Raw genomic sequence first — 22,329 nt, forward strand, 5'->3', positions numbered from 1 at the left:
AATTGATATAATTTGCTATGTGGTAGGGGGGCTCATAAAGTGATTTGTCTAAATAGTACCTATCATGGTTCTTTACTTTTTTAATCATCCCCCGATTCCATAGTTAGAAAAGGGAGCATTCCTGTTAGAAAGGTTTTCGGGGACTTGAAAGAAAAAAGCCCTCTTGGTATGATGCAGGGGTACCAACAATCACCTATCATCAGACCAAGGAGGACTATACAGTGAATTGTACACGAAATCTCAAAATTGAACAAGTCACCGAACAAACATTAGTCATCGGCATGGATATCGCGAAACACAAACATTATGCAGCGATGGTGGATGAGCGTGGTAGGGAACTGAAAAAGCCGTTTCCCGTTCTTCAATCTCGAATCGGATTCGAACAATTTTACGCATCCATCGAAGAAGCGAAAAAAGTGTTTGGCAAGACAGAAGTCATCGTTGGCATCGAGCCGACCGGGCATTACTGGTTGAACCTCGCCTATTTCCTCGAGGAAAAAGGGATCCCATTGGTGATGGTCAATCCGATGCACGTGAAACGATCAAAAGAACTCGATGACAACTTGCCAACGAAACATGATGCAAAAGACGCCCGAACCATTGCCAAACTAGTCAAAGATGGACGTTTCAGCTACCCACGTATTCTCCACGAAGTGGAAGCAGAATTGCGGGCAGGAAGTACGTTTCGGGAATCCTTGATCACGGAACGCAATGCTGTTCATAATCAAATGATTCGATGGACAGATCGTTACTTTCCTGAGTTTACGCAAGTATTTCCATCATTCGGAAAAATCGCTTTGGCTGTATTAGAAAAAACACCATTTCCGAATGAAATCGTTGATCAGACGGTCGAGGAGTTGATCGAGCGATATCGACAAAGTGAAGGGCTCAAATGTCCGCAAAAACCGAAAATTCAAAAGCTGTTAGAGGTTTCCAGTCAGTCGATTGGCATCACTCAAGGACAACAGATGGCCCGTATCGAAATCGCCACGTTGGTCCGCCGATATCGTCAATTGGAACAGGAAATCGCAGCGCTCACGGAACAGTTAATCGCCCTTGCACAAACGACGGTGGAGTATGAATGGCTTCAAACGATCCCTGGGCTTGGCGATGCGACAATTGTGGAACTATTGTCGGAAATCGGGAGTTTTCATCAGTACCAAGATCCGCGACAACTCATGAAATTAGCGGGCTTAACTTTGAAAGAAAACTCATCTGGGCAGCACAAGGGACAAAAGCGTATCTCGAAAAGAGGACGAAAACGGTTACGCGCCCTCCTCTTTCGGGTGATGATGCCTCTCATTCGTCATAACGAAGCGTTTCGCGCTTTGCATGAATACTATACGACACGTCCCATCAACCCGTTGCGTAAGAAACAATCGATCGTTGTGTTGTGTGGAAAGTTATTGAAAATTCTCTATGCCGTTTGTGTGAAACAACAAGCATTTGATGGGGAACGAATGATACGGGATATCTCCCATACTCATACTCAAGCCCACGCAGCTTAGAGCCATCCCTTTTGGAAATAAATCTTGTTTGAACAACCAGATGACACGGAGAAGCTGGCACGATTTCATCCATTCGACCGAGAGTCCCTAAGGGAGCTTAGCCGGCCTCTGCCTGGTGAAGAGACCGAACGAAGGAATGTTGGCACAAGGATGCCCAGAGACATGGGAGGGTTCGTCCTCATCAGCAATGCAGAGATCCAAGGTGCATCGCATATGTATTTTCCATTGGTTTTAACATACAAAAATAACCAGTGGTCGCGAAGCGTACCTATGGGTTGTTAGATATAAACAAAAATGAAAAAGTATGTGATGAGTTTTGTCGAAAAAAATTTTTTTGGCACCCCTAAGATGCCAAGGAACCTTGATATATCAACATTTCTAGAGGGAGGTGGATTTATAATGAAGAAAAAAATTAAAGTGCAAGTTAAAAAGCCGGTTCGCAATACAAACACTATTCTTTAAGAATTAGTTTTTCACGCAGTTGTCGACTAAACGTTAGTTTAGTCGACAACTTAATTAATATTACTATCATAGAAGAGGGGGTTGTTCCATTATGAGTACTACATTGATATTCAAAAAACCAAAATTAAAAGATGGTTATAAATTGGTAGAATACGACAATAATTTAGAAATCCATTATAAAGGTGAGGAGTTCGTTATTTCCGGAGAAGGCGAAGATTTGAGTCAAATTAAAGTGTTACTAAATCTTCTGAATGGGGAAAATTCGTTAGAGATGATACAGGAAAAATTGCCTGGATGGACAATTGAAGACGTAAACGATGTACTAATTATGCTAGATCAAGCATGGTTATTAAGTGAGGGTGAATCAACTGAGTTTAACGGATGCAGTGGGTTAGAACTAATATTAGAGTGCGAAGATTTACAACGCCACTTAGAACGTCAGAAAGGAGAAACAAAGATTACAAGCGCTTTAGTTTCGGGAAATGCTGACAAACGTTTGCTTTATGGATTTGCTTTTGAATATTATCATGTGACATCAAGAGCTCATGGTTCAATCGCTCCCGCTTTATCCTATTTATATCCGAGACAACGTAAATCAACTTTACGTAAATTTTTTGTTGAAGAGTACCGTCATGATGACTTAATTATGAAATCGTTGATGGCTGTAGGCTTTTCCGAAGCTGAGATTGTTAATTCAGTTTCTCTTCCTTATACAAATGCTGTATGTAACCTCTTGTCTGCGTTTGCTAACCAAGATCCTCTTTCATTTATGGCTGTACTTTTTATATTTGAAGGAAAACCATGGGAAGAAGATATATACATAAAAAGTTTAGAACAATATGACGTCCCAGATGATTTTGTCAAATATCAACGAATCCATTCTGAGATTAATCAAAAAGGCGAACATGGATTAGTATCAAGAGAATTGTTTAAAACCATTGACTATATTAGCCCAGAGGACAAAATTCGTATACTAAAAAATATAGGTATCATGATGGATACATTATTTAGAATGTATGATAGTATTTATGATTATTATCAGAATCCTAGTAATCCATTACCAAGATTAATATAGAGGTGAGTACATATGTGTCAATTGTCTCTTTTGGAGTCCCTAAATAAACGTAAGGATGAGTTGTTGCAGAATCATTTATATTCACATCCGTTTTTTGTTTTGATAGAAAATGGAACATTACATGAAGATAGGGTAAAACGTTTAGTGATAGAACTAGCGTTATTCTATGACCGGGTTTTTGACTGCGTTTCACCTTTTCTTTCTTCACAAGAAGTAAAAGATGTAAAGGAATATCTGTCTTACTGGTATGTTCATGCAATGAGTAATTTAAATCCAGATCAATTAGCCGAAGAAGTCAAAAATCTAGTTTTTGAGGAATTTGACTTAGAAAAAACTCTAGCTCTCCCATCTGGCCTTGCTATAACTAATCACATGCTTTATTTAAGCCAAAATGATCCTTATGCATTCATTGTTTGTATAAACACACTCTTTAATGAAGCTTGGCAAACTGATCGAATTCTAAAAGCATTGTCCTCTCACAAAACCTATAATAGGTTCTATGACATCGTTAAAAAGATATTTATGAATTTAAATCTTGACAAAAATGTTATAGATCTTCTACAGGATGAAACATCTTATCTTTTGTCGGGTGAACAACGTTTTTTAAAACAGTTAAGATTATTGGTAGAAACATTTGAAATCTTCTTTACTGAAATTGCCCATGAAGATAACAAAGATAATCAAGTAAGGGTTGGAAATTCATTACAAACTATATAGTTACAGAAAAAGAGTGAAAAATTATGAATGTAAAGGGTTTTACAGGTTCTTTAACAAATCGTAATTTTATCTTTTTGCTTATTGGGCAAACTCTATCCCAATTCGGTGATCGCTTACACCAAGTTGCTCTTCTATGGTTTACTTATCAATTAACTAATTCCGGGGAAGTTGTTGGTTTGATGGCAACTGCTACTGCACTCCCTTATCTTCTATTTGGGATGATAGCTGGAACTATCGTAGATACGCTCGATAAGCGTAAAGTCATGATTTTAGCTGATTTGTTAAGAGGAATATTAATCACACTATTATTTATACTCAGCTGTATAAAATTGGTCAATTTGTGGTATTTAGTCGCTATAACATTTTTAAGCAGCAGCATAGCTCAATTATTCGAACCGGCTAAACAATCTTCAGTACCGCTATTTATTCATAGTGAAGAGTTACTTAACGCAAATTCTTTATTATCATCTTGGCAACAGGGAGCTCGTTTGGCTGCACCAGTAATAGGTGGCCTATTAATGGTAACTTGGCCACCTTACTATTTATTTTTAGTAGATGCAATTACTTTTTTTATCTCTGCTTTAATGATTTATTATATGAATTTTGACTCTAAAAATAAGAAGTCTGAGAAAGACCATTCAATTAAAGGGCGTTTAATTGGTTCGCTTCTATATATGCGCACAATGCCTTTACTATTGCTACTGTTGATAATGTATGCGGGTGTTAATCTAATATTTCATGGTACTTCTGTTGTCTTTCCACCAATTCTTTCTGAAAAAATTTTGAATAAAGGTTCATTAGGATATGGATCGATGCTTACAGGTTATTCTTTTGGTATGCTACTAGGAGCAATTGCAATAAAACGGATTGTAACTCGTTTTTCAATTTTGCGTATTTTTTCAGGTGCAATTTTTTTCGGCGGAATTAGCTACATGATATTGGGTATGACTTCATTATTAATAGTAGTTATTATTTGTTTCGTTTTATGCGGGTTCTTTTTTAATATTGTTTCAATCTCTTTTGTTACTACTATCCAACAAAAAGTTCCTATATCTCAACAAGGATCAATCTTTGGCTTAATCGGAATGATAGGAATGGGAGTAACCCCTTTATCTACTCTCGCTGCTTCGTTATTATTGTTAGTTATTGATATTAAGAGTTCATTTTTGTTGTCAGGGGGATTAATAGCTCTTATTGGATTTGTTGCTTTTTTTAACCCTCTAATGAAATCAAAGTTTGTAGAGAGGGGAGAAGTCAAGGCTTATGATTGATTCTTTAATCGCATGTCCGCGTTGTCATTCTCCTTTAGGATTAGAGGAAAATGGTGAATATGGTTGTAATAATTGCTTCATTCTTTATGGTTTTGAAGAGGGAATATTAGATCTTTATTATTCACCTCTACCAGATTTTGATGGTTTACAACCGTATATGTGGAGTGATTTTTATTTCTTAGAAAACTTACTTAATAAAATTGTGAAGCCAGGAATGGTTATAACAGAAATATGTTCGGGAGCAAACTATGTTGTTCCTGCAATACTAAATCGTCTAAATTTTAAAGTGACGTATATATCTATCGGGGATTACATCCCACATTTGAAAAAACAGCAAGAGGGAATTCCTAGTTTCCCGATCCATTCAATTATTGGAGATGCTACCTCTCTCCCACTACAAAGCAATTCAGTTGATATTTTCATTGGACATCATGCAATAAATGATATATGGCTATCAAAAGGTGATGTTGGTGTAGAAGCTTCAATTCGTGAGAGTTTTAGAGTTGTAAAGCCAGGTGGTTATATCATTCACTCACATAATTATAATGCAATTGATGAATTGAGGCTCGGTGACCAATCTTGCCGAAAAGTAAACCTTCATACAATCACTAGCTTTATGGATGAAAAATGGGAAATAACAATGGAAAATGGTGGGGAATTAGACTGGTTAATTGCTCGGAAAAACTATGGCATGCAGGAGTAAGGAAAAATGTATCAAGGAAGAAAAATTGTATTGAGAGCTATCGAACCATCAGAAATTGTTATTATTCATCGTTGGTTAAACGATGAGTCTATTTGTCGCAATCTTTCTCGATACTGGTCTTCTAGTTTAGAAGAGATACAAGAGGAATGTTTAAATTTATCGTCTAACTCGTTACTTGGGCAATTGTATGCTATTGATCTAAATGGCGAAATAATCGGTTTTATTAAACTGACTAACATTGATTGGATTTGCCGATCGGGTGAATTGACAATCGTAATTGGAGAAGAAGAAAATCGTGGAAAAGGTTATGGATCCGATGCTATTCAAACTTTCCTTAGAGTAGCTTTTGATACTCTAAATTTACATCAAGTCTACCTTTATGTGTATGAAAACAATTTAGAAGCTATTTCATGTTATGAAAAGTGTGGTTTTCAAAAAGATGGAATAGTACGTGACTGCAGAGTCGTTGATGGAATCTATTTATCAGCAATTCGAATGTCTATTTTAGAAAAGGAATATCAATCTTTTTACAAGTCGAAAAGTTAATTCCGTATAATTGTGTAAAAAGGAAGGCGTAAAAAGAGCCATGTTGCTTCCCTTTTGATCCAAATAAACAGTAGACAAAAAATTATAAGGGGGAAGCAACCATGGCTCCATACCATATTATCGTAAATGACGAATTTTTGTACGGATTATTAACTCGAGACAAAGGATTGGCGAAACTGCTAACAAGTACTGAATCAAAGCCTACGGGCGCAGGTGAAAAAGCAGCTGAAGGCTCTCTTTTATGAGCGCACCGAAGGAATGAGAACGAAAAGGCTATTGAAACGGTTCTTATCCCTGTCAGCTGAAGACCTAGGTGGGACGGTTGACTATTCGTGTTCTGCGGACAAGGGATAGAGAGTTGTTTTATAATCAAAAATAGGGGGGCGAGAACATGTATATTCCTTCATACTTCCAAATACAAGATGAAGATGTTATTTACGATATTATCGAAAACAATAGTTTTGCTACACTATTTTCTCAACATAATGGAAATCCATTCGCAACCCATCTACCGTTAACATTGGATAAGAATAAAGAATACTTATATGGTCATTTTGCACGTCTTAATCCTCAATGGAAGGATATAGAAGATCAAGATGTCTTAGCAATTTTTCATGGTCCCCATTGCTATATCTCCCCCTCTTGGTACGAGACAAATATAGCAGTTCCAACATGGAATTATGTAGCTGTTCATGTATACGGAAGAGTGAAGATTGTAGACAATGAACAAGAATTAATAAATTCTCTGTGTGACATGGTATTGAAATATGAAGAACCAAATAGTTCATACAAATTAGATAAGGTGGATACTAAATATTTAGAAAGTATGGCTAAAGGAATTGTAGGATTCAAAATCAAAATTAATAAAATCAAAGGTAAGGCAAAGTTGAGTCAAAACCATCCATTAGAACGGCAAAAACTTATTATTCAGCGATTAGAACAAATTCCTAATGAAAATAATCAAAAAATTGCCTCTCTGATGAAGAGAAACCTTAGAAAAAAATCTTAATTGGTACCAAATCCTTCTTTTTTGAGCATATTAATGAAACACAACCTAAACAGCGGATGTAGCAAAGTCATACCCAACAGCTGCCACCACCAAAGTTAGACGGAAATGACGTTATCACCTGGAAAGTGCCGAATTGACCGTTATATCACCGTTATGAATTAGCACGGCAAGAACAAGAAAGATTTGTTATCAAAACAGCTTACGATATTTGCGAATAGTGCCTGGCACTGTTCGCTAATTGAAGCTAATGCTCCCGAATCAGCGCAAAAAAATATTAATCTCAAAATTTTAAGTGAGTTAGAAATACCGGTACCCCCTGTTGAACTTCAAAACAAATTTGCAGAAATAGTACAAAAAATAGAATCTCAAAAAGACCTTCTTCAAAAGAGCCTAGAAGAACTCGAAAATAACTTCAACTCCCTCATGCAGAGGGCGTTTAAGGGAGAATTGTTCAACAATTAGTAAATGTAAAAGGAATTCTTGTTGGTCAAGGGGAGGGGTGTTTGTTGTTATCCAACTTTAGTTTTCTAATAGGAAAACCTCATTATGAAAGCTTTACGAATGCGTGTTTAGAGGCGGAGAAAAGTTTGGTTGTGAGTCCGGCGACGTGCGCGATTTTGACGCGCCGCGCACTGGAGCTCGCGGTGAAGTGGGTGTATAGCTTTGATAGCGCTTTGAACGTTCCGTATCAAGATAATCTTTCCAGTTTGATTCATGACAACGTCTTTTTGTCCATTATTGATGAAGACTTGTTGCCGTTGTTGCGTTACATTGTCAAACTGGGAAATGTCGCGGTTCATACGAACTCGATGATTACGAGGGAAGAAGCGATTCTTTCCCTGCATCATCTTCATCAGTTTGTGTCTTGGATTGATTATTGTTATTCAGATGAATATACGGCTACGGACTTTGACGAATCATTGCTGCCAATTGGAGAGGAAAAGCGCGAGCGTCCGGAAGAATTAAAAGATTTATACGAACGGTTAAGCTCCAAAGATAAACGTCTCGAAGAAATGATGAAAGAAAACGAACAGCTTCGCGCTCTTCTCACCGCCAAACGGGAAGCGAATACAAAAGAATATCACTTCCAAGTCGATGAACTAAGCGAATGGGAAACAAGAAAGAAATATATCGATTTAGATTTGAAGCTTGCTGGTTGGGAATTTAAAAAGGACGTTATTGTGGAATATCCTGTCGTTGGCATGCCGAATCAGGAAGGAGTCGGCTATGTCGATTACGTTCTTTTTGGCGACAACGGAAAGCCGCTGGCGGTCATCGAAGCGAAACGGACAACCGCTGATCCGAACAAAGGAAAGCAGCAGGCAAAGCTGTACGCCGATTGCATTGAAAAAATGCACGGCCAACGTCCAATCATTTTTTACACAAACGGTTTTGAGACGTATATTTGGGACGACCTTAACTATCCGGCGCGGAAGGTTTCCGGCTTTTACAATAAGGAAGAATTAAGCTTGCTTATTGATCGTCGGACGATGAAGAAGCCGCTAAAAAATGTGCAAATCAATGACAACATAACGAATCGCTATTACCAAAAAGAAGCGGTGTTAGCCGTATGTGACGCGCTCGAGAACAAACGGCGCAAAGCGTTGCTTGTCATGGCAACGGGGAGCGGCAAAACCCGGACGGCGATTTCGATTGTCGATGTTCTTACCCGTCATAATTGGGTAAAAAATATTTTGTTTTTAGCGGACCGCAAAACGCTTGTCACGCAAGCGAAAAATAGCTTTAGCCATTTGTTGCCGAACTTGACGCTTTGCAATTTGCTCGATAACAAAGATAATCCAGAGGAAAGCCGGATGGTGTTTTCGACGTACCCGACGATGATGAATGCGATTGATGACGCGAAGCGGAAAGACGGCAAACGTCTCTTTACCGTCGGGCATTTTGATTTAATTATCGTCGATGAATCCCACCGCAGTATTTATAAGAAATATCGGGCTACTTTTGACTATTTTGATGCGATATTGCTTGGGCTTACCGCCACACCAAAGGACGAAATTGATCGCAATACGTATGAAGTGTTTGATCTGGAAAACGGCGTGCCGACCTATGCCTATGAGTTAGATCAAGCCGTTCAGGACGGCTATTTAGTCGATTATCGGACGATTGAAACAAAGCTTAAATTTCTTGAAGAAGGCATTCATTACGATGAGTTATCGGATGAAGAAAAAGAACGATATGAAGAAACATTTGATGAGGAAGTAGGCGAGGATATTGACAGTGCCGCGTTAAATGAATGGCTGTTTAATGACGATACGATTGATACGGTACTCAGAGATTTAATGGAAAAAGGAATTCGCGTCGAAGGCGGGGACAAACTCGGCAAAACGATTATTTTTGCGAAAAATCATCGTCATGCGGAACGGATTGTGGAGCGCTTTGATCAGTTGTTTCCTGAGTATAAAGGCGGCTTTGCACGGGTCATTGATTACAGCGTGAACTACTACCAAACATTAATCGATGATTTTTCCGACCGTAATAAATTGCCGCAGATTGCTGTATCGGTTGATATGCTCGATACAGGAGTGGATATTCCGGAAGTCGTCAACCTTGTGTTCTTCAAGAAAGTACGCTCCAAATCAAAGTTTTGGCAAATGATCGGGCGCGGAACCCGTTTATGCAAAGACTTATTCGGAGTTGGACAAGATAAAACGCATTTTCTTATTTTTGACTATTGCGGCAACTTCGAGTTTTTCCGCGAAAATCCAAAGGGAATCGAAGGAAAAGCGGTGGAAAGTTTAACGGAGCGTCTATTTAATGCCAAAGTCGAAATCATTAAAGAACTGCAGCATTTACAGTACCAAGAAGAAGAGTATATTGCCTATCGCAATGAATTGATTGACGAGGTGCTGGCGGAAATCAATAAGTTAAACGAAGAAAACTTCCGCGTACGCCAACATATTCAATACGTACACAAGTTTAAAAGCCGGGCTAAATGGGATTCCTTAACGGCGATGGATGTAAATGAAATTAAAGAACACATTTCGCCGCTGATTGTTCCGCTAAACGATGATGAATTTGCGAAACGTTTTGATTTGCTTATGTACACGATTGAGTTGGCGAAGCTGCAAACGAAAAATGCCACAAAGCCGATTCGCAGTGTGATTCGCACCGCAGAGGCGTTATCTAAGCTCGGTTCGATTCCTCAAGTGATGGAGCAAAAATACATCATCGAAAAGGTGCAGACGGAAGAGTTTTGGAGCGAAGCCGATATTTTCGAATTGGAAGCCGTTCGCGAAGCGTTGCGTGATTTAGTGAAATTCCTTGAAAAAGAAACGCAAAAAATTTACTATACGAACTTTAAAGACCAAATTTTAGAGGTCAAAGAAAACGGCCCGATGTTTAATGTCAATGATCTGAAAAATTATCGGAAAAAGGTGGAACATTATCTGCACGAACACCGCGACCAGATGGCCATTTACAAGCTGCGAAACAACAAAAAGTTAACGGTGCAAGATTTGAAAACGCTCGAGCATATCCTTTGGAGCGAGCTTGGCACAAAAGACGATTATCAAAGAGAATTCGGAGACACGCCGATTACAAAGCTCGTCCGCCAAATCGTCGGCCTTGACCCGCAGGCCGCCAATGAAGCGTTTTCTGAATTTTTATCAAGCGAACGGTTGAACATCCAACAAAGCCGCTTTGTCAAATTGATCGTCGATTACTTTGTGAAAAATGGGGTCATGGATAAAAAAGTGTTGCAGGAAGAACCATTTAAAACCGTCGGCAGCATTGTTGAACTCTTTAAAGACAACATGGATGACGCGCGGAGGATCATTCGCATTATCGATGAGATTAACCGGAATTCGGAAGATATTGTGGGGGCGTAACGCAAACATTCTTTGTGGTATCTAGTTAGCCGTTGTGGTTGTTGCTAATAATTTCCATATATTTTGTTTTTCTTCGGTGTTAAGGCATCTTTGAGGGTGAAGCATCTCAAAGGTGTCTTAATATGTTTGAATAGAAGAAAAGACGGAAGATTAGGTTTTGTAGTCGCAAAGTTTGTCTAGGGAGCATTCCTGTTAGAAAGGTTTTCGGGGGACTTGAAAGAAAAAAGCCCTCTTGGTATGATGCAGGGGTGTCAATGGAAAGTTGACCCTATCATCAAACCAAGGAGGACTTACTATGAATTGTACACAAAATCTCAAAATTGAACAAGTCACCGATCAAACATTAGTGATAGGAATGGATATTGCCAAACAAAAACATTACGCAGCGATCGTAGATGCACGAGGTCGGGTACTGAAAGAGTCATTTTCGGTGTCCCAGTCAAGAATCGGATTCGAGCAGTTCTATGCGTTGATCCAAGAAACGATGAGGGAGTTTGGCAAAACGGAAGTCATCGTCGGAATCGAACCGACCGGACATTACTGGTTGAACCTCGCCTATTTCCTTGAGGAAAAAGGGATCCCATTGGTGATGGTCAATCCGATGCATGTCAAACGGTCGAAGGAACTGGACGACAACTTGCCAACGAAGCACGATGCCAAAGACGCTCTCGTCATTGCGAATAGTGCCTGGCACTGTTCGCAATTTTGCCTGTGGGATAGCGTTCTAACACAAGTTGAAGAAATCGAAGAAATGTTTCCGCGTCATAGCGTTCTTCTTCGATGCAAAACACTTCCCCTGTTTCGTAGTTCAACGTGCCAATCAGCTTCAGCCCTTGATGTTTTCCAAACGTCGGAATGATTCGTTGTTTTCCTTTGACAAACCATGTTTTTTGAATCGCTTGGTAATCACGAATCATCGACTCATCTTGAAAGAGGACATGGGCGATGTTCCCATCTACCAGTTTTTTTTTACTTCAGGGAAGGTGATTTCGACGAATTCTTTTTGTTTCTCTTCATCGGCATTGGCTAGTGTATAGGTCGGTTTCGTATAGCTTAGCCCTAACCGATGCAGAATGTCACTTGTTCCGCGAAGCGTGTATGTTGGCCCCCACTTTTGTTGAATGAGTTCAGCGATTATCGCAAGCGTCCAATTATATTTTGCTTCGAATCCCACATCTACGGGGAGCTGATGTTCAATGATCAAAGCCAGCTCTTTTTCCTGCTCAGGGGTCAATCGACGTGGGGCGCCAGGTGAGTATTTCATCTCCAGTCCATCAAGACCGCGCTGGGCGTAGGCATGAATATAGTTATAAATAGTTTTCTTGGATCGACCAATAATCGTTGCGATTTCTCCTTTGGTATATCCCTGCAAATGAAGATAAATCGCTTGGTAGCGTTCATATGCTCGTTTACTTTTTGCTTCTTTCATGGCAGTGGACAACTTTTCGATCTCGTCTTTGTGATTTGGCATCATAGTTTTCTCTCCGTTCCCCTATTTTCTCTTTGTATTTATTCGCCGTGGAACGGGAGAAAACCTTTATTTCAATTTATATAGTTGAGTCTTAACGCTCAACTAGCACCACGGGTAAAAATAATAATTGACAGATTCATATAGGTTATTTTATGATTAAATTGGACAGTTGAATAGTTCTCCTAAAGGGGAGTAGCTTTTACAACAAAGTCGTCATTTCGGAGTTTTGCCGCTCCCGGCTTTGTTGGCAACGTTAACGTTGTTAGCAAGACCTTTACCCGTTGGTAAAGGTCTTTATTTGTATGTAAAACCTTTACCATACATGGTAAAGGTTTTTTATTTGATAATCTGGGAGGTAAGTGTATGAAAAAAAGACAGCATTTACTCGTTGTAAAAAGGATGATTTATTTGCTTGAGTGTATAAAAAAGGATAAAATTCATAATGGTTGGTAAAAATGAATGTTGGCTCTCCTAAAGGAAAATACGGTCTTATTTAGAAAATGAAACATCAAACTACAGTAAAATACTAAAGGAGGATTCAGGTTACATGGAACTTTCAATTTTATTAGAATACAGCTGGGTATTACTACTTCTAATTGCACTTGAAGGGATTTTGGCAGCTGATAATGCACTTGTTTTAGCTATTATGGTCAAGCATCTTCCGGAAGAACAAAGAAAGAAAGCGTTGTTTTATGGGCTTGCAGGTGCATTCGTTTTCCGTTTTGCTTCACTATTTGTGATTTCATTCCTTGTCAATGTATGGCAGATTCAGGCGATAGGTGCTCTTTATCTTTTATTCATCGCAATCAATCATATTTTTAGAAAAGTTGCTGTAAATAAAGAAAAAGAAAAAAATAAAGAAATACAGGAAAAGAAACAATCCGGATTTTGGGGAACTGTTTTCAAAGTAGAATTGGCCGATATCGCATTTGCAGTCGACTCCATTCTTGCAGCAGTAGCATTAGCAGTTACGCTTCCGAATACAAATCTTCCGCAAATCGGCGGACTGGATGGAGGTAAGTTTCTCGTTATCTTTGCTGGAGGATTAATAGGCTTAATTATTATGCGCTTTGCTGCTAATTTCTTTGTAAAATTGCTTCATTCGAAACCTGGTTTGGAAATCGCTGCGTTTCTCATTGTTGGCTGGGTTGGGGTAAAGCTATCTGTTTATACGTTATCACACCCTCAGCTGGCAATATTACCTGAAGGGTTTGCAAAATCACCTGAATGGAAAATAACATTCTATGCTGTACTCGTTCTGATCGCATTAGGTGGCTGGTTTTTATCAAAGGAGAAAAAAGAACTGCCTTCCGCAGAAGAATCCAATGGAAATGGGTAGTTTCAAAGATTTTCCCTTTTAGAAACATAGCTTGAGCCGCCCTTTATTTGGACGGCTCGGGCTTTAATAATCTAGAAAGAGAACATTTATTTGAAATCGTTCAATGAATTGGTTCAAAGGTGTGTACAAAGAAAAGTTCGAGAATATTACTGAATGATAAGAACAAGATTTGAAATTTATCGGCGCAGGAAAAAGCAATTTTAAGATTCAGTCAACAAATATATATACATGCACCTTAAAACCATGACTTCTGTATGAACACCTTTTTTCATGGCTATACTGCTCCTAAATATTTCTATACAAAAGGAGCGGAATTGGCATGAAACGTCTGAAAATCACAAATGATCACGGTTGGACACCTCGAACCCTTCGGAAACAAGAACGGAAAATCAAAGATGCTTCTCTTCGTGTTCGGGTGACCGCTGTTCGTCTTGTCATGGAAGGTCACCTCGGTAAAGATGTGGCCAAAATGGTCAACGTATGCCGTCAATCCGTTGCCATCTACGTTGCACGGTTTAATCAAGGTGGGCTCGATCATCTACTCGATCGTCGGTTGCCGCCTGGCCGTGTGCCGTTTCTTACGGAAGAACAACAACAAGAAATTAGACAACTCGTGTTAACTACTACACCTGTGGATGCTGGCTGGGGCATCGCTTCATCATGGAACACGCGCATTTTACAATCTTACATCCAACATACCTATGGCGTTTCGATGTCACGTGAAGGGATTCGTAAGTTGTTGCATCGTCTTCGTTTGTCATGGACACGTCCGACTTACAAGCTAGTCAAAGGAGACGCCAAGCGTCAAGCTGCCTTTCAAAAAGAACTTGAATTTATAAAAAAAAACTAATTACCGAGAATGTCACGCTGTTTTATGTGGATGAGACACATGTTCGTGCTTATCAAGCGTTGCGTACGACATGGGCAGAAGTAGGAAATCAAAAACACGTGCCGAGCTACGGTCACCATGACCATGTGTCCATTTTTGGTGCAGTTGGCGTTCAACAAGGCGATGTGGTATTTCATCGTGCATCATCCGCCAATGCCGAAACGTTCCTTGACTTTTTGCGCCGATTGAAAGAGAAATATGCCGATCGATTCATCGTGCTTGTGTTAGACAATGTGCGTATTCATCATGCCAAGATGGTACAAGCCTTTCTTGATGGCGGGGAAGGTGCTGCTTTTCATTTCATCTTTTTGCCACCGTATTCTCCACAGTTGAACCCGATTGAACGGTTATGGAAGTGGTTGAAAGATGAGGTGATTGCCAACGTTTTTCACAAGGATCAAAACGACATTACCCAATCCATTACTCGCTTTAAACAGTACGTCTTACAACATCCAGATGAGGTGTTACGCCGCATGGGGTGTGCTGTGTGAATCAGAGGTTAAAATGCCAATTTGGATGTATATATTTAGGTTTATTCTGTATACTTTATACGTGAAGTATATTGTATAAACATAAACAGCTTTTAGAATACTATGATGATAGTTTTAGACCCACAATCGCCGTTATAATGAGGGCTATAAATAATATTCTTTTCCAATCCTTTGCATCACCATAAACAAACATTCCCACTAGTGTTCCTCCAATAGTACCGATCCCTGTCCAAACTGCATAGGCTATTCCCATTGGCAATGTGCTTAACGCTATACTTAATAGACTAAAGCTTACTAGAAAACCAAGGATTAATACCATATATGATTGGATTTTATTGTGCTTTGCAACTAGGTTAATACCTATCACGCCAACCACTTCAAATATTCCTGCTAAAATTAACGTAACCCAAGCCATTATGCTACATCCTTTTCTTCATTTGTAACGAGCTTCAAGCCTAAAATACCAATTATAAGTAAAACAAGAAACAGCATCTTCATCCAACTAAACTCTTCCCCAAATACAAGTATATCTACAATTGCTGTTCCAGCTGTACCCATCCCTGTAAAAACCGCATAGGCTGTCGCAACAGGTAGCGTTTGTGTTGAGAGGATGATTAAATAGAAAGATAAACCGATTAATACTGCTGTGGCAGCCCACTCAAACCAACTGACTGAATACTTCAAACCAATTACCCATAAAACCTCGACTATTCCTGCTAAAACAACATAAAGCCAACTTTTACTCATGTTTATTGTCCTCCAATTTCATTCCCTTTGCTGTAAGACCACACCAAAATAGGTACTATGAGGCACGAAAACGCTTTTTTAGGCGATGGGCATCTCCGTATAACATTTCAACAAATAAACTATCTAAAACAGCTAAAAAAGCTGCCGTCGCCATCTCTTCGTCTATCATTGAAGAAATTTCGCCTGCCTCTTTTACCTTATTGAATATCGGAATAAATAACTCCTCTAGCTTATCTAAATAGCTATACAGCTCACTCATCACTTGCTCACGTAAATGAACTGGTGGCAAAAAGGCATTCCCTAGTATGAATTTCGTTGAATCATACTTTGCATAGCGTTCCATCGATTGCTCCAAAAAATTGTATAAAATATTTTTTATTGGCTTATCCTTAGCCAGAACTAAATCTTCCATCACCATGCTGATTTCAAATTTACAAGCGTCCTCACAGATTTGAAGGAATAAATCATCCTTCCCTGCAAAGTACGTATAAATAGACTGTTTTTTAATACCGACATCCTTCGCAATATGTGCCAGCGAAGCACCCTCATAGCCACGCAATGCAAAATGATGCAATGAAACTTCCTTCAGTTGATCTAATGTTTACCTCCAACCACCTTCCCGAACGTTCGTAAGGTGAAATTAACACATACTATATTCGAAGTCAAATCCCCTAGCCTTACTCCGTTACCAAAATTTTTTATGTAGATGTATACCTGAATCCGTGATGAATTGAAATCGACTTTGATTTTGTTGTAATTTTTATGGATTGATAATCCATAAAACCCTTTTTATGCTTATGACCTATGTCATCTCTATTTCCGAAAATGGAACAAATCTCTTTTTTAGGTATACGAACCAAAAAATAGACAAAAAAGCCCAGGGAGTGACGTTGGACATCAGCGCTCGAACATTCGTTCGTTATCTTGCCTCTCTCCATTTCTGATAGACGTTCAGAAGGGGCTCGCTATAGCCACTCCTTCGCGTCAGTTTCATCCAGATCTGTCGTGATCGGCGGACGAGTCGACCTGCCATCGTGATCACCGTCTGAATGATCGTCTTGATGCGGCGGCGTTTCACTTTATGATGTAATGGATGTCTCGGATCGCTTAATAGATCTTGTCCAATCAGACGAAGAAGGTTGTACACGAATGCTCCCATGACTAACACGAGCGCATTCGTTTTCATCTTCCCTGATGGAAGTCGCTCTAAATCTAAGTCGCTTTTCAGTTCGCTATGAAACTGTTCGCATGTCGCATGATCGTGATACAATGCGAGCACATCACTCATTCGAACATGCTCGTATCCTTCGAGGCGCACCCAGTAGCTTTCGACTTCGTAATTAGGAACGAGCATCAGCTGTCCATTTCGTTCCATCGTTCGTTCCGTCACTTGGGTGACTTGAACGTACGTATACGTGTGTCCATCAATTGCTGCGGTCTGTGGAAGGCATAACTCATACGTTTGTACTCCTTCGGTTTGTCCATCATCGATGCGTCTGCCCTTTTGCGAAGCGATCTGGAACCAAAGCGCTTTCGATTCTCGGCGTAAGTTTCGCTTGATGACAAAGTCCACGTCTTCCTTTAGACATACGTGCACATTCGCTTCCGCATCGTTTCCTGCATCCATGCGGACAAGCAGACGAGACGAGGTCAGCGGACGAGCTCGACGGATGGCGGTAGTTAAAAACGAAGGCATGTTGTCTTGTACATGTTGTTTCCCTGGACGCAGCTCGGCATGAACGATATACCCTTCCTTCCCTGCGTACGCAAACAACGGCGTAAAACCGTCAAATCCTTTATACGTTCGACTCACTCCTTCTTTCTTCGTATCGGAGTTGTCAAATGGGGAAGCATCTATATCAAGGGGAAGCCATGTCGTTTTCCCTTTCGCCCAACAAGGGGACAAGGTAGCGTGTTGTCGAACCAACAGACGCATCGATTCCTCCCAAATGATGGTTTCGGTCATCGGAAGACAAGCGAGCTGATCGAGACGCTGTCGCAACGTTGGGGAGGAAGGTACGTGCCGAATGCCCATTGATGTCGAAAAGATATCGTCCTGACGATACGCTTCGATATGATCAAAATCCGTTTTTCCTGTGGCAAGCAAGCCGATCATCGAGCGAATGACGTCGCTATGGGAAATGTGCACATCTCGACGAACCGTTGGGAGCCGAAGGGCGTTTACTCGTTTATCCAGCTTCGTTTGGTGCAGTAAGTAGCCCACGAGAGCAAGCCCAGCACTTGGAGTAATCGCTTCATCTGTCAATACAAACCGAATCGGGAAATCTTTCATCACATTCACCTACTTGATGAAGAGTCGTCAACGTCGTTTTCCCTTATCGTATCAACGGTTTGCGACCATTGTAAAGATGTTTTGTCACGGATTCAGGGAACTATTTATTATTCCAACATATAACATTCGAACTTTGGTTGACAATAGCTAAAGTTTTTCATGTAATAAGTTTCTTTCAACATCAAATTAGCGATCCGATACAATTAAAACATCTACATATTTCAGCTTCTGCATGATTACATTAATAATTGACCCTTTCCAAATCTCTTCCCACCGCGTCCGAGCGGACATCCCCATAACGATTTGTGTAATTTTATATTGGCGGCACACTTCTACAATTTGTTGAGCCACCTTTCTTGATTTAGCTTCTTGAATAATAAATGTGGCGCCAAATTGCTCAGCTAGATTTTTCCATTCATTGATTGCTTTTTCGTCTTGATGACCTGATTGTTTAATATGAAGAATATAGAGATCGGCATTTAAACGATCGGCAATCCTCCAGCCTCGACGAATTAATTTCTCTGCGTTCGGTCGGTAGTTCACACACACCAAAATTTTTTCGTGTATGCCTGATGGTTCTTCAATGCCTAATTCCGTTCTCTCTTTTTCTAGCCGTAAATCAATGTCATCGGCCACTTCACGCAGTGCCAGCTCCCGTAAAGCGACTAAATTTCCTTTGCGAAAAAAATTATTGAGAGCTTGTTGGATCTTTTCTTTACTATATACTTTTCCTTCTTTAATACGCTCACGGAGCGTTTCTGGACTGACATCGATAATTTCTATTTCATCAGCTTCCTTTAGTATGGAGTCAGGGACTCTTTCGTTTACTTGTATACCCGTAACCTGTTGAACAATGTCTCGGACACTTTCTAAATGTTGAATGTTCATCGCCGTCCAGACATGAATCCCTGCTTGTAGGATCTCTTGAACATCTTGATAACGTTTTTTATTTTTTGAGCCGGGGGCGTTTGTATGTGCGAGCTCATCAATAATGACGACATCAGGATTTCGCTTAATAATGGCTTCCACATCTAATTCTTGAAATTCGCGTCCCTTGTAATGAATCGTTTTTTTCGGAATAATTTCTAAATCTTTGATTTCGGCTTCTGTATCAGCACGACCATGAGTTTCGACTAATCCAATGACAATGTCAACCCCTTTTGCTTTCAGGTCATGTGCGTCCCTTAACATATGAAACGTTTTACCGACACCGGGAGCCGCCCCAATATAAATTTTGAGGCGGCCCTTTTTCATTTTTTCGATTTTCTTTAATATTTCTTCCGGGCTCATTCTTTTGTATTTTCTTCCATTATCCATATCCTTATTAACCTCTCATCAAGACTTGTTTTGAATCATCTTTTGCAGTTCCATATTCAGTTTTAATACATTTACTCTTGGTTCTCCAAAAATTCCTAACATTCTTCCTTCAATATGCTTTTTCACCAAATTATTCAGTTGTTCTTCAGACAAACCAGTAGCTTTGGCAACAGAAGGAACTTGAAAGAAAGCTGCGGCAGGGCTGATATGAGGATCCAGCCCTGAGCCGGAATTCGTGATTAAATCTAACGGAACTTCTTCTTTCGTTTTTCCGGGATTTTTCTTTAACCATTCTTCGGCTGCCCTCTCTGTTCGCTGAATCATTTCTTTATTAGATGGAGCATAGTTCGGTGTTCCTGAAGCTGCCGCATCAAAATTAATGGAAGAGATACGCCCATGAAAATATCTTGGATCTTGAAACGACTGACCGATTAACTCCGAGCCGACAGCTTTGTTTTCATCATTATAAACAATGCTTCCATTCGCCTGATGAGGGAAGAGCGTTTGTGCAATTCCTGTCATGAAGGCAGGATAGCCTAAACCGAATAAAAGTATCATCACAATCGCCAAACGAATACATTTCATATACCTCATTCCTCCTTTACTATTAAACGAACATTCCGACAAAAAGGTCAATGAGCTTAATACCGATAAATGGAGCGATCACGCCACCTAAACCATAGATCAATAAGTTGCGGCGCAATAGCTTCACAGCTGGCATCGGTTTATAGGTAATCCCTTTCATCGCTAATGGAATTAATAAAGGGATAATAATCGCGTTAAAGATTAATGCCGATAAAATGGCACTCGTAGGCGAATGTAAGTGCATAAAATTTAAAGCTTTCATTTGCGGAATGGCCACCGTAAACATAGCTGGTAAAATCGCAAAGTATTTCGCAATATCATTCGCAATACTAAAAGTTGTTAGGGCTCCGCGTGTCATCAATAACTGTTTACCAATGGAGACCACTTCAATAATTTTTGTTGGGTCTGAATCAAGATCGACCATGTTGGCGGCTTCTTTCGCAGCAATCGTTCCGCTGTTCATCGCTAATCCCACATCTGCCTGTGCCAAAGCAGGAGCATCATTTGTTCCGTCCCCTGTCATGGCCACCAAGTTACCTTTTGCTTGTTCTTCGCGAATCACACGAATTTTATCTTCTGGTTTGCTTTCAGCGATAAAATCATCTACTCCTGCTTCTTTCGCAATGGTAGCCGCAGTTAATGGGTTGTCGCCTGTACACATAATCGTTTTAATCCCCATCTTCCGAAGTTCTTCAAATCGCTCTCTCATCCCCGGCTTAACCGTATCTTTCAAGTAGATAATCCCTACAATCTTCTTGCCTACCGAAACGGCTAACGGCGTTCCTCCTTGACTTGCGATTTGATCACTTTTTTCTTTCAAATCGCTCGGAATTTCTCCACCTAATTGCTGAACATATTTTTGTATTGCATCCACTGCTCCCTTGCGGTAGGAAACGCCATTAATATCCATGCCGCTCATCCGCGTTTCAGCGGCAAATGGAATGAATTCGGCTTGTTCATATTGAGAATGATCAATCGAAAATCCTTGATTTTTCGCCAACTCTAAAACAGAACGTCCCTCTGGTGTTTCATCTTTTAAAGAAGAGAGGACCGCCGCTTCTCGTGCTTCTTCCTCAGTTGCCGAACCAACGGGGATGAACTGTGAAGCCATCCGGTTACCAAACGTGATGGTTCCCGTTTTATCCAGAATAATGGTACTTATATCCCCTGCAGCCTCTACGGCTTTACCAGACATGGCTAACACGTTAAATCGAGTAACACGGTCCATTCCGGCAATACCAATCGCTGAAAGAAGTCCTCCAATCGTTGTTGGAATTAAACAAACGAGCAACGCAATTAAAGTGACAATCTGTAATTTTATACCTACATAACTGGCGATTGGTATCAATGTGATGACGACCATTAAGAAAATGAGAGTAAGCGTAATGAGTAATGTATTTAACGCCAATTCGTTTGGTGTTTTTTGTCGTGAAGCTCCTTCGACTAATGAAATCATTTTATCTAAAAATGATTCACCCGGATCCACCGTAATTCTTACTTTAATCGAGTCACTGACCACCTTCGTTCCACCGGTAACCGAGCTAAAATCCCCTCCTGCTTCTTTAATGACAGGAGCTGATTCTCCTGTAATGGCTGATTCATCAATGGACGCTAATCCTTCAATAATCTCCCCATCTCCGGGAATAATGTCACCAGCTTCGACCAATACAATATCGCCTTTTCTTAACTGCGTAGATGGCACGGTTTCAATTTCACCTTTATGATTGATTCGTTTCGCTATCGTATCGGCTTTGGTTTTCTTTAAGGAATCCGCTTGTGCTTTCCCTCTGCCCTCGGCAATCGCTTCGGCAAAGTTTGCAAACAGAATCGTGAACAGCAAGATGATAAAAACAGCCAACACATATCCTCGATTTTGTATGTTAAAATATTGAGGCATGAAAAGCATCCACAATATAATAAAGGTTCCAACTTCTACTACAAACATGACCGGATTGCGCATCATCACAAGCGGATTTAATTTTTTAAAGCTGTCGATAATAGCTTGTCGTATAATGGGACCTTGAAAGAGCGACTGCTTTTTCACTTCTGATTTCATGC

The 22,329-nt window shown here is 40.0% G+C and carries 20 protein-coding genes and 2 pseudogenes; 14 read left to right on the top strand and 8 right to left on the bottom strand.

All coding sequences use genetic code 11. The annotated features are described in order from the left end of the window. Positions 1 to 221: 221 nt before the first annotated feature. The 11 genes and pseudogenes from NSQ23_RS01740 to NSQ23_RS01790 form a co-directional block, all read left to right on the top strand. Positions 222 to 1,508, top strand: coding sequence for an IS110 family transposase (locus tag NSQ23_RS01740; protein WP_339172497.1), 1,287 nt, complete (start codon positions 222 to 224; stop codon positions 1,506 to 1,508). Positions 1,509 to 2,061: 553 nt separating this feature from the next. Then, positions 2,062 to 3,045 (top strand): iron-containing redox enzyme family protein, encoded by a 984-nt coding sequence (locus NSQ23_RS01745; RefSeq protein WP_339172500.1) that lies wholly within the window; start codon positions 2,062 to 2,064, stop codon positions 3,043 to 3,045. Positions 3,046 to 3,057: 12 nt separating this feature from the next. Beyond that, positions 3,058 to 3,762 (top strand): hypothetical protein, encoded by a 705-nt coding sequence (locus NSQ23_RS01750; protein ID WP_339172501.1) that lies wholly within the window; start codon positions 3,058 to 3,060, stop codon positions 3,760 to 3,762. Positions 3,763 to 3,785: 23 nt separating this feature from the next. Continuing rightward, positions 3,786 to 5,033, top strand: a complete 1,248-nt coding sequence (locus NSQ23_RS01755; protein WP_339172502.1) for an MFS transporter — start codon at positions 3,786 to 3,788, stop codon at positions 5,031 to 5,033. Continuing rightward, positions 5,026 to 5,736, top strand: a complete 711-nt coding sequence (locus tag NSQ23_RS01760; protein ID WP_339172503.1) for a methyltransferase domain-containing protein — start codon at positions 5,026 to 5,028, stop codon at positions 5,734 to 5,736. The genes NSQ23_RS01755 and NSQ23_RS01760 overlap by 8 nt, the downstream gene beginning before the upstream one ends. A 6-nt stretch (positions 5,737 to 5,742) precedes the next feature. Continuing rightward, positions 5,743 to 6,282 (top strand): GNAT family protein, encoded by a 540-nt coding sequence (locus tag NSQ23_RS01765; protein ID WP_327802900.1) that lies wholly within the window; start codon positions 5,743 to 5,745, stop codon positions 6,280 to 6,282. Positions 6,283 to 6,383: 101 nt separating this feature from the next. After that, the gene (locus NSQ23_RS01770; RefSeq protein ID WP_339172507.1) at positions 6,384 to 6,527 is read left to right on the top strand and encodes a hypothetical protein; all 144 of its coding nucleotides are present in this window, start codon (positions 6,384 to 6,386) and stop codon (positions 6,525 to 6,527) included. Positions 6,528 to 6,673: 146 nt separating this feature from the next. After that, positions 6,674 to 7,291 (top strand): FMN-binding negative transcriptional regulator, encoded by a 618-nt coding sequence (locus NSQ23_RS01775; protein WP_339172509.1) that lies wholly within the window; start codon positions 6,674 to 6,676, stop codon positions 7,289 to 7,291. A gap of 183 nt (positions 7,292 to 7,474) precedes the next feature. After that, the gene (locus tag NSQ23_RS01780) at positions 7,475 to 7,753 is read left to right on the top strand and encodes a restriction endonuclease subunit S (RefSeq protein ID WP_339172511.1); all 279 of its coding nucleotides are present in this window, start codon (positions 7,475 to 7,477) and stop codon (positions 7,751 to 7,753) included. A 44-nt stretch (positions 7,754 to 7,797) separates the two neighbouring features. Beyond that, positions 7,798 to 11,139, top strand: a complete 3,342-nt coding sequence (locus tag NSQ23_RS01785) for a DEAD/DEAH box helicase family protein (RefSeq protein WP_339174219.1) — start codon at positions 7,798 to 7,800, stop codon at positions 11,137 to 11,139. Positions 11,140 to 11,434: 295 nt separating this feature from the next. Continuing rightward, positions 11,435 to 11,818 (top strand): annotated as a pseudogene (locus NSQ23_RS01790) (IS110 family transposase); the annotation flags it as partial. Between the two features lie 22 nt (positions 11,819 to 11,840). Here NSQ23_RS01790 and NSQ23_RS01795 read toward each other — a convergent pair. Then, a pseudogene (locus NSQ23_RS01795) lies at positions 11,841 to 12,613 on the bottom strand (IS630-like element ISBs2 family transposase); the annotation flags it as partial. A 544-nt stretch (positions 12,614 to 13,157) separates the two neighbouring features. Here NSQ23_RS01795 and NSQ23_RS01800 point away from each other — a divergent pair. The 3 genes from NSQ23_RS01800 (at position 13,158) to NSQ23_RS01810 (ending at position 15,329) form a co-directional block, all read left to right on the top strand. After that, on the top strand, positions 13,158 to 13,949 hold the full coding sequence (locus tag NSQ23_RS01800) for a TerC family protein (RefSeq protein WP_171700521.1): 792 nt from the start codon (positions 13,158 to 13,160) through the stop codon (positions 13,947 to 13,949). Positions 13,950 to 14,268: 319 nt separating this feature from the next. After that, positions 14,269 to 14,799, top strand: a complete 531-nt coding sequence (locus NSQ23_RS01805; RefSeq protein ID WP_128999928.1) for a winged helix-turn-helix domain-containing protein — start codon at positions 14,269 to 14,271, stop codon at positions 14,797 to 14,799. Positions 14,800 to 14,825: 26 nt separating this feature from the next. Further along, the gene (locus tag NSQ23_RS01810; RefSeq protein WP_339172517.1) at positions 14,826 to 15,329 is read left to right on the top strand and encodes an IS630 family transposase; all 504 of its coding nucleotides are present in this window, start codon (positions 14,826 to 14,828) and stop codon (positions 15,327 to 15,329) included. 100 nt (positions 15,330 to 15,429) lie between these two features. Here NSQ23_RS01810 and NSQ23_RS01815 read toward each other — a convergent pair whose 3' ends face one another. The 7 genes from NSQ23_RS01815 to kdpB all read right to left on the bottom strand — a co-directional run bounded on the left by NSQ23_RS01815 (position 15,430) and on the right by kdpB (position 22,327). Further along, positions 15,430 to 15,744: a multidrug efflux SMR transporter gene (locus NSQ23_RS01815; protein ID WP_339172519.1), complete on the bottom strand. Its 315-nt coding sequence runs from the start codon at positions 15,742 to 15,744 to the stop codon at positions 15,430 to 15,432. Continuing rightward, positions 15,744 to 16,076, bottom strand: a complete 333-nt coding sequence (locus tag NSQ23_RS01820; protein WP_128999419.1) for a multidrug efflux SMR transporter — start codon at positions 16,074 to 16,076, stop codon at positions 15,744 to 15,746. Before NSQ23_RS01820 ends, NSQ23_RS01815 begins: the two co-directional genes overlap by 1 nt. A 55-nt stretch (positions 16,077 to 16,131) precedes the next feature. Beyond that, entirely contained in the window at positions 16,132 to 16,650 is a 519-nt protein-coding gene (locus NSQ23_RS01825; protein WP_339172522.1) for a TetR/AcrR family transcriptional regulator, read from the bottom strand. 345 nt (positions 16,651 to 16,995) lie between these two features. Next, positions 16,996 to 18,369, bottom strand: a complete 1,374-nt coding sequence (locus NSQ23_RS01830) for an IS1380 family transposase (RefSeq protein WP_339174222.1) — start codon at positions 18,367 to 18,369, stop codon at positions 16,996 to 16,998. Between the two features lie 186 nt (positions 18,370 to 18,555). Next, positions 18,556 to 19,686, bottom strand: coding sequence for a KdpD-like non-kinase potassium sensor (gene kdpDN / locus NSQ23_RS01835; RefSeq protein ID WP_339172524.1), 1,131 nt, complete (start codon positions 19,684 to 19,686; stop codon positions 18,556 to 18,558). A gap of 18 nt (positions 19,687 to 19,704) precedes the next feature. Further along, on the bottom strand, positions 19,705 to 20,271 hold the full coding sequence (gene kdpC / locus NSQ23_RS01840) for a potassium-transporting ATPase subunit KdpC (RefSeq protein WP_339172526.1): 567 nt from the start codon (positions 20,269 to 20,271) through the stop codon (positions 19,705 to 19,707). Positions 20,272 to 20,293: 22 nt separating this feature from the next. Continuing rightward, a complete protein-coding gene (kdpB, locus tag NSQ23_RS01845; protein ID WP_339172529.1) occupies positions 20,294 to 22,327 on the bottom strand; it encodes a potassium-transporting ATPase subunit KdpB in 2,034 nt (677 codons plus the stop codon). Positions 22,328 to 22,329 lie beyond the last annotated feature (2 nt).

This window comes from Anoxybacillus sp. FSL W8-1294 (assembly GCF_037965005.1).
Classification (GTDB): Bacteria; Bacillota; Bacilli; order Bacillales; family Anoxybacillaceae; genus Anoxybacillus; species Anoxybacillus flavithermus_G.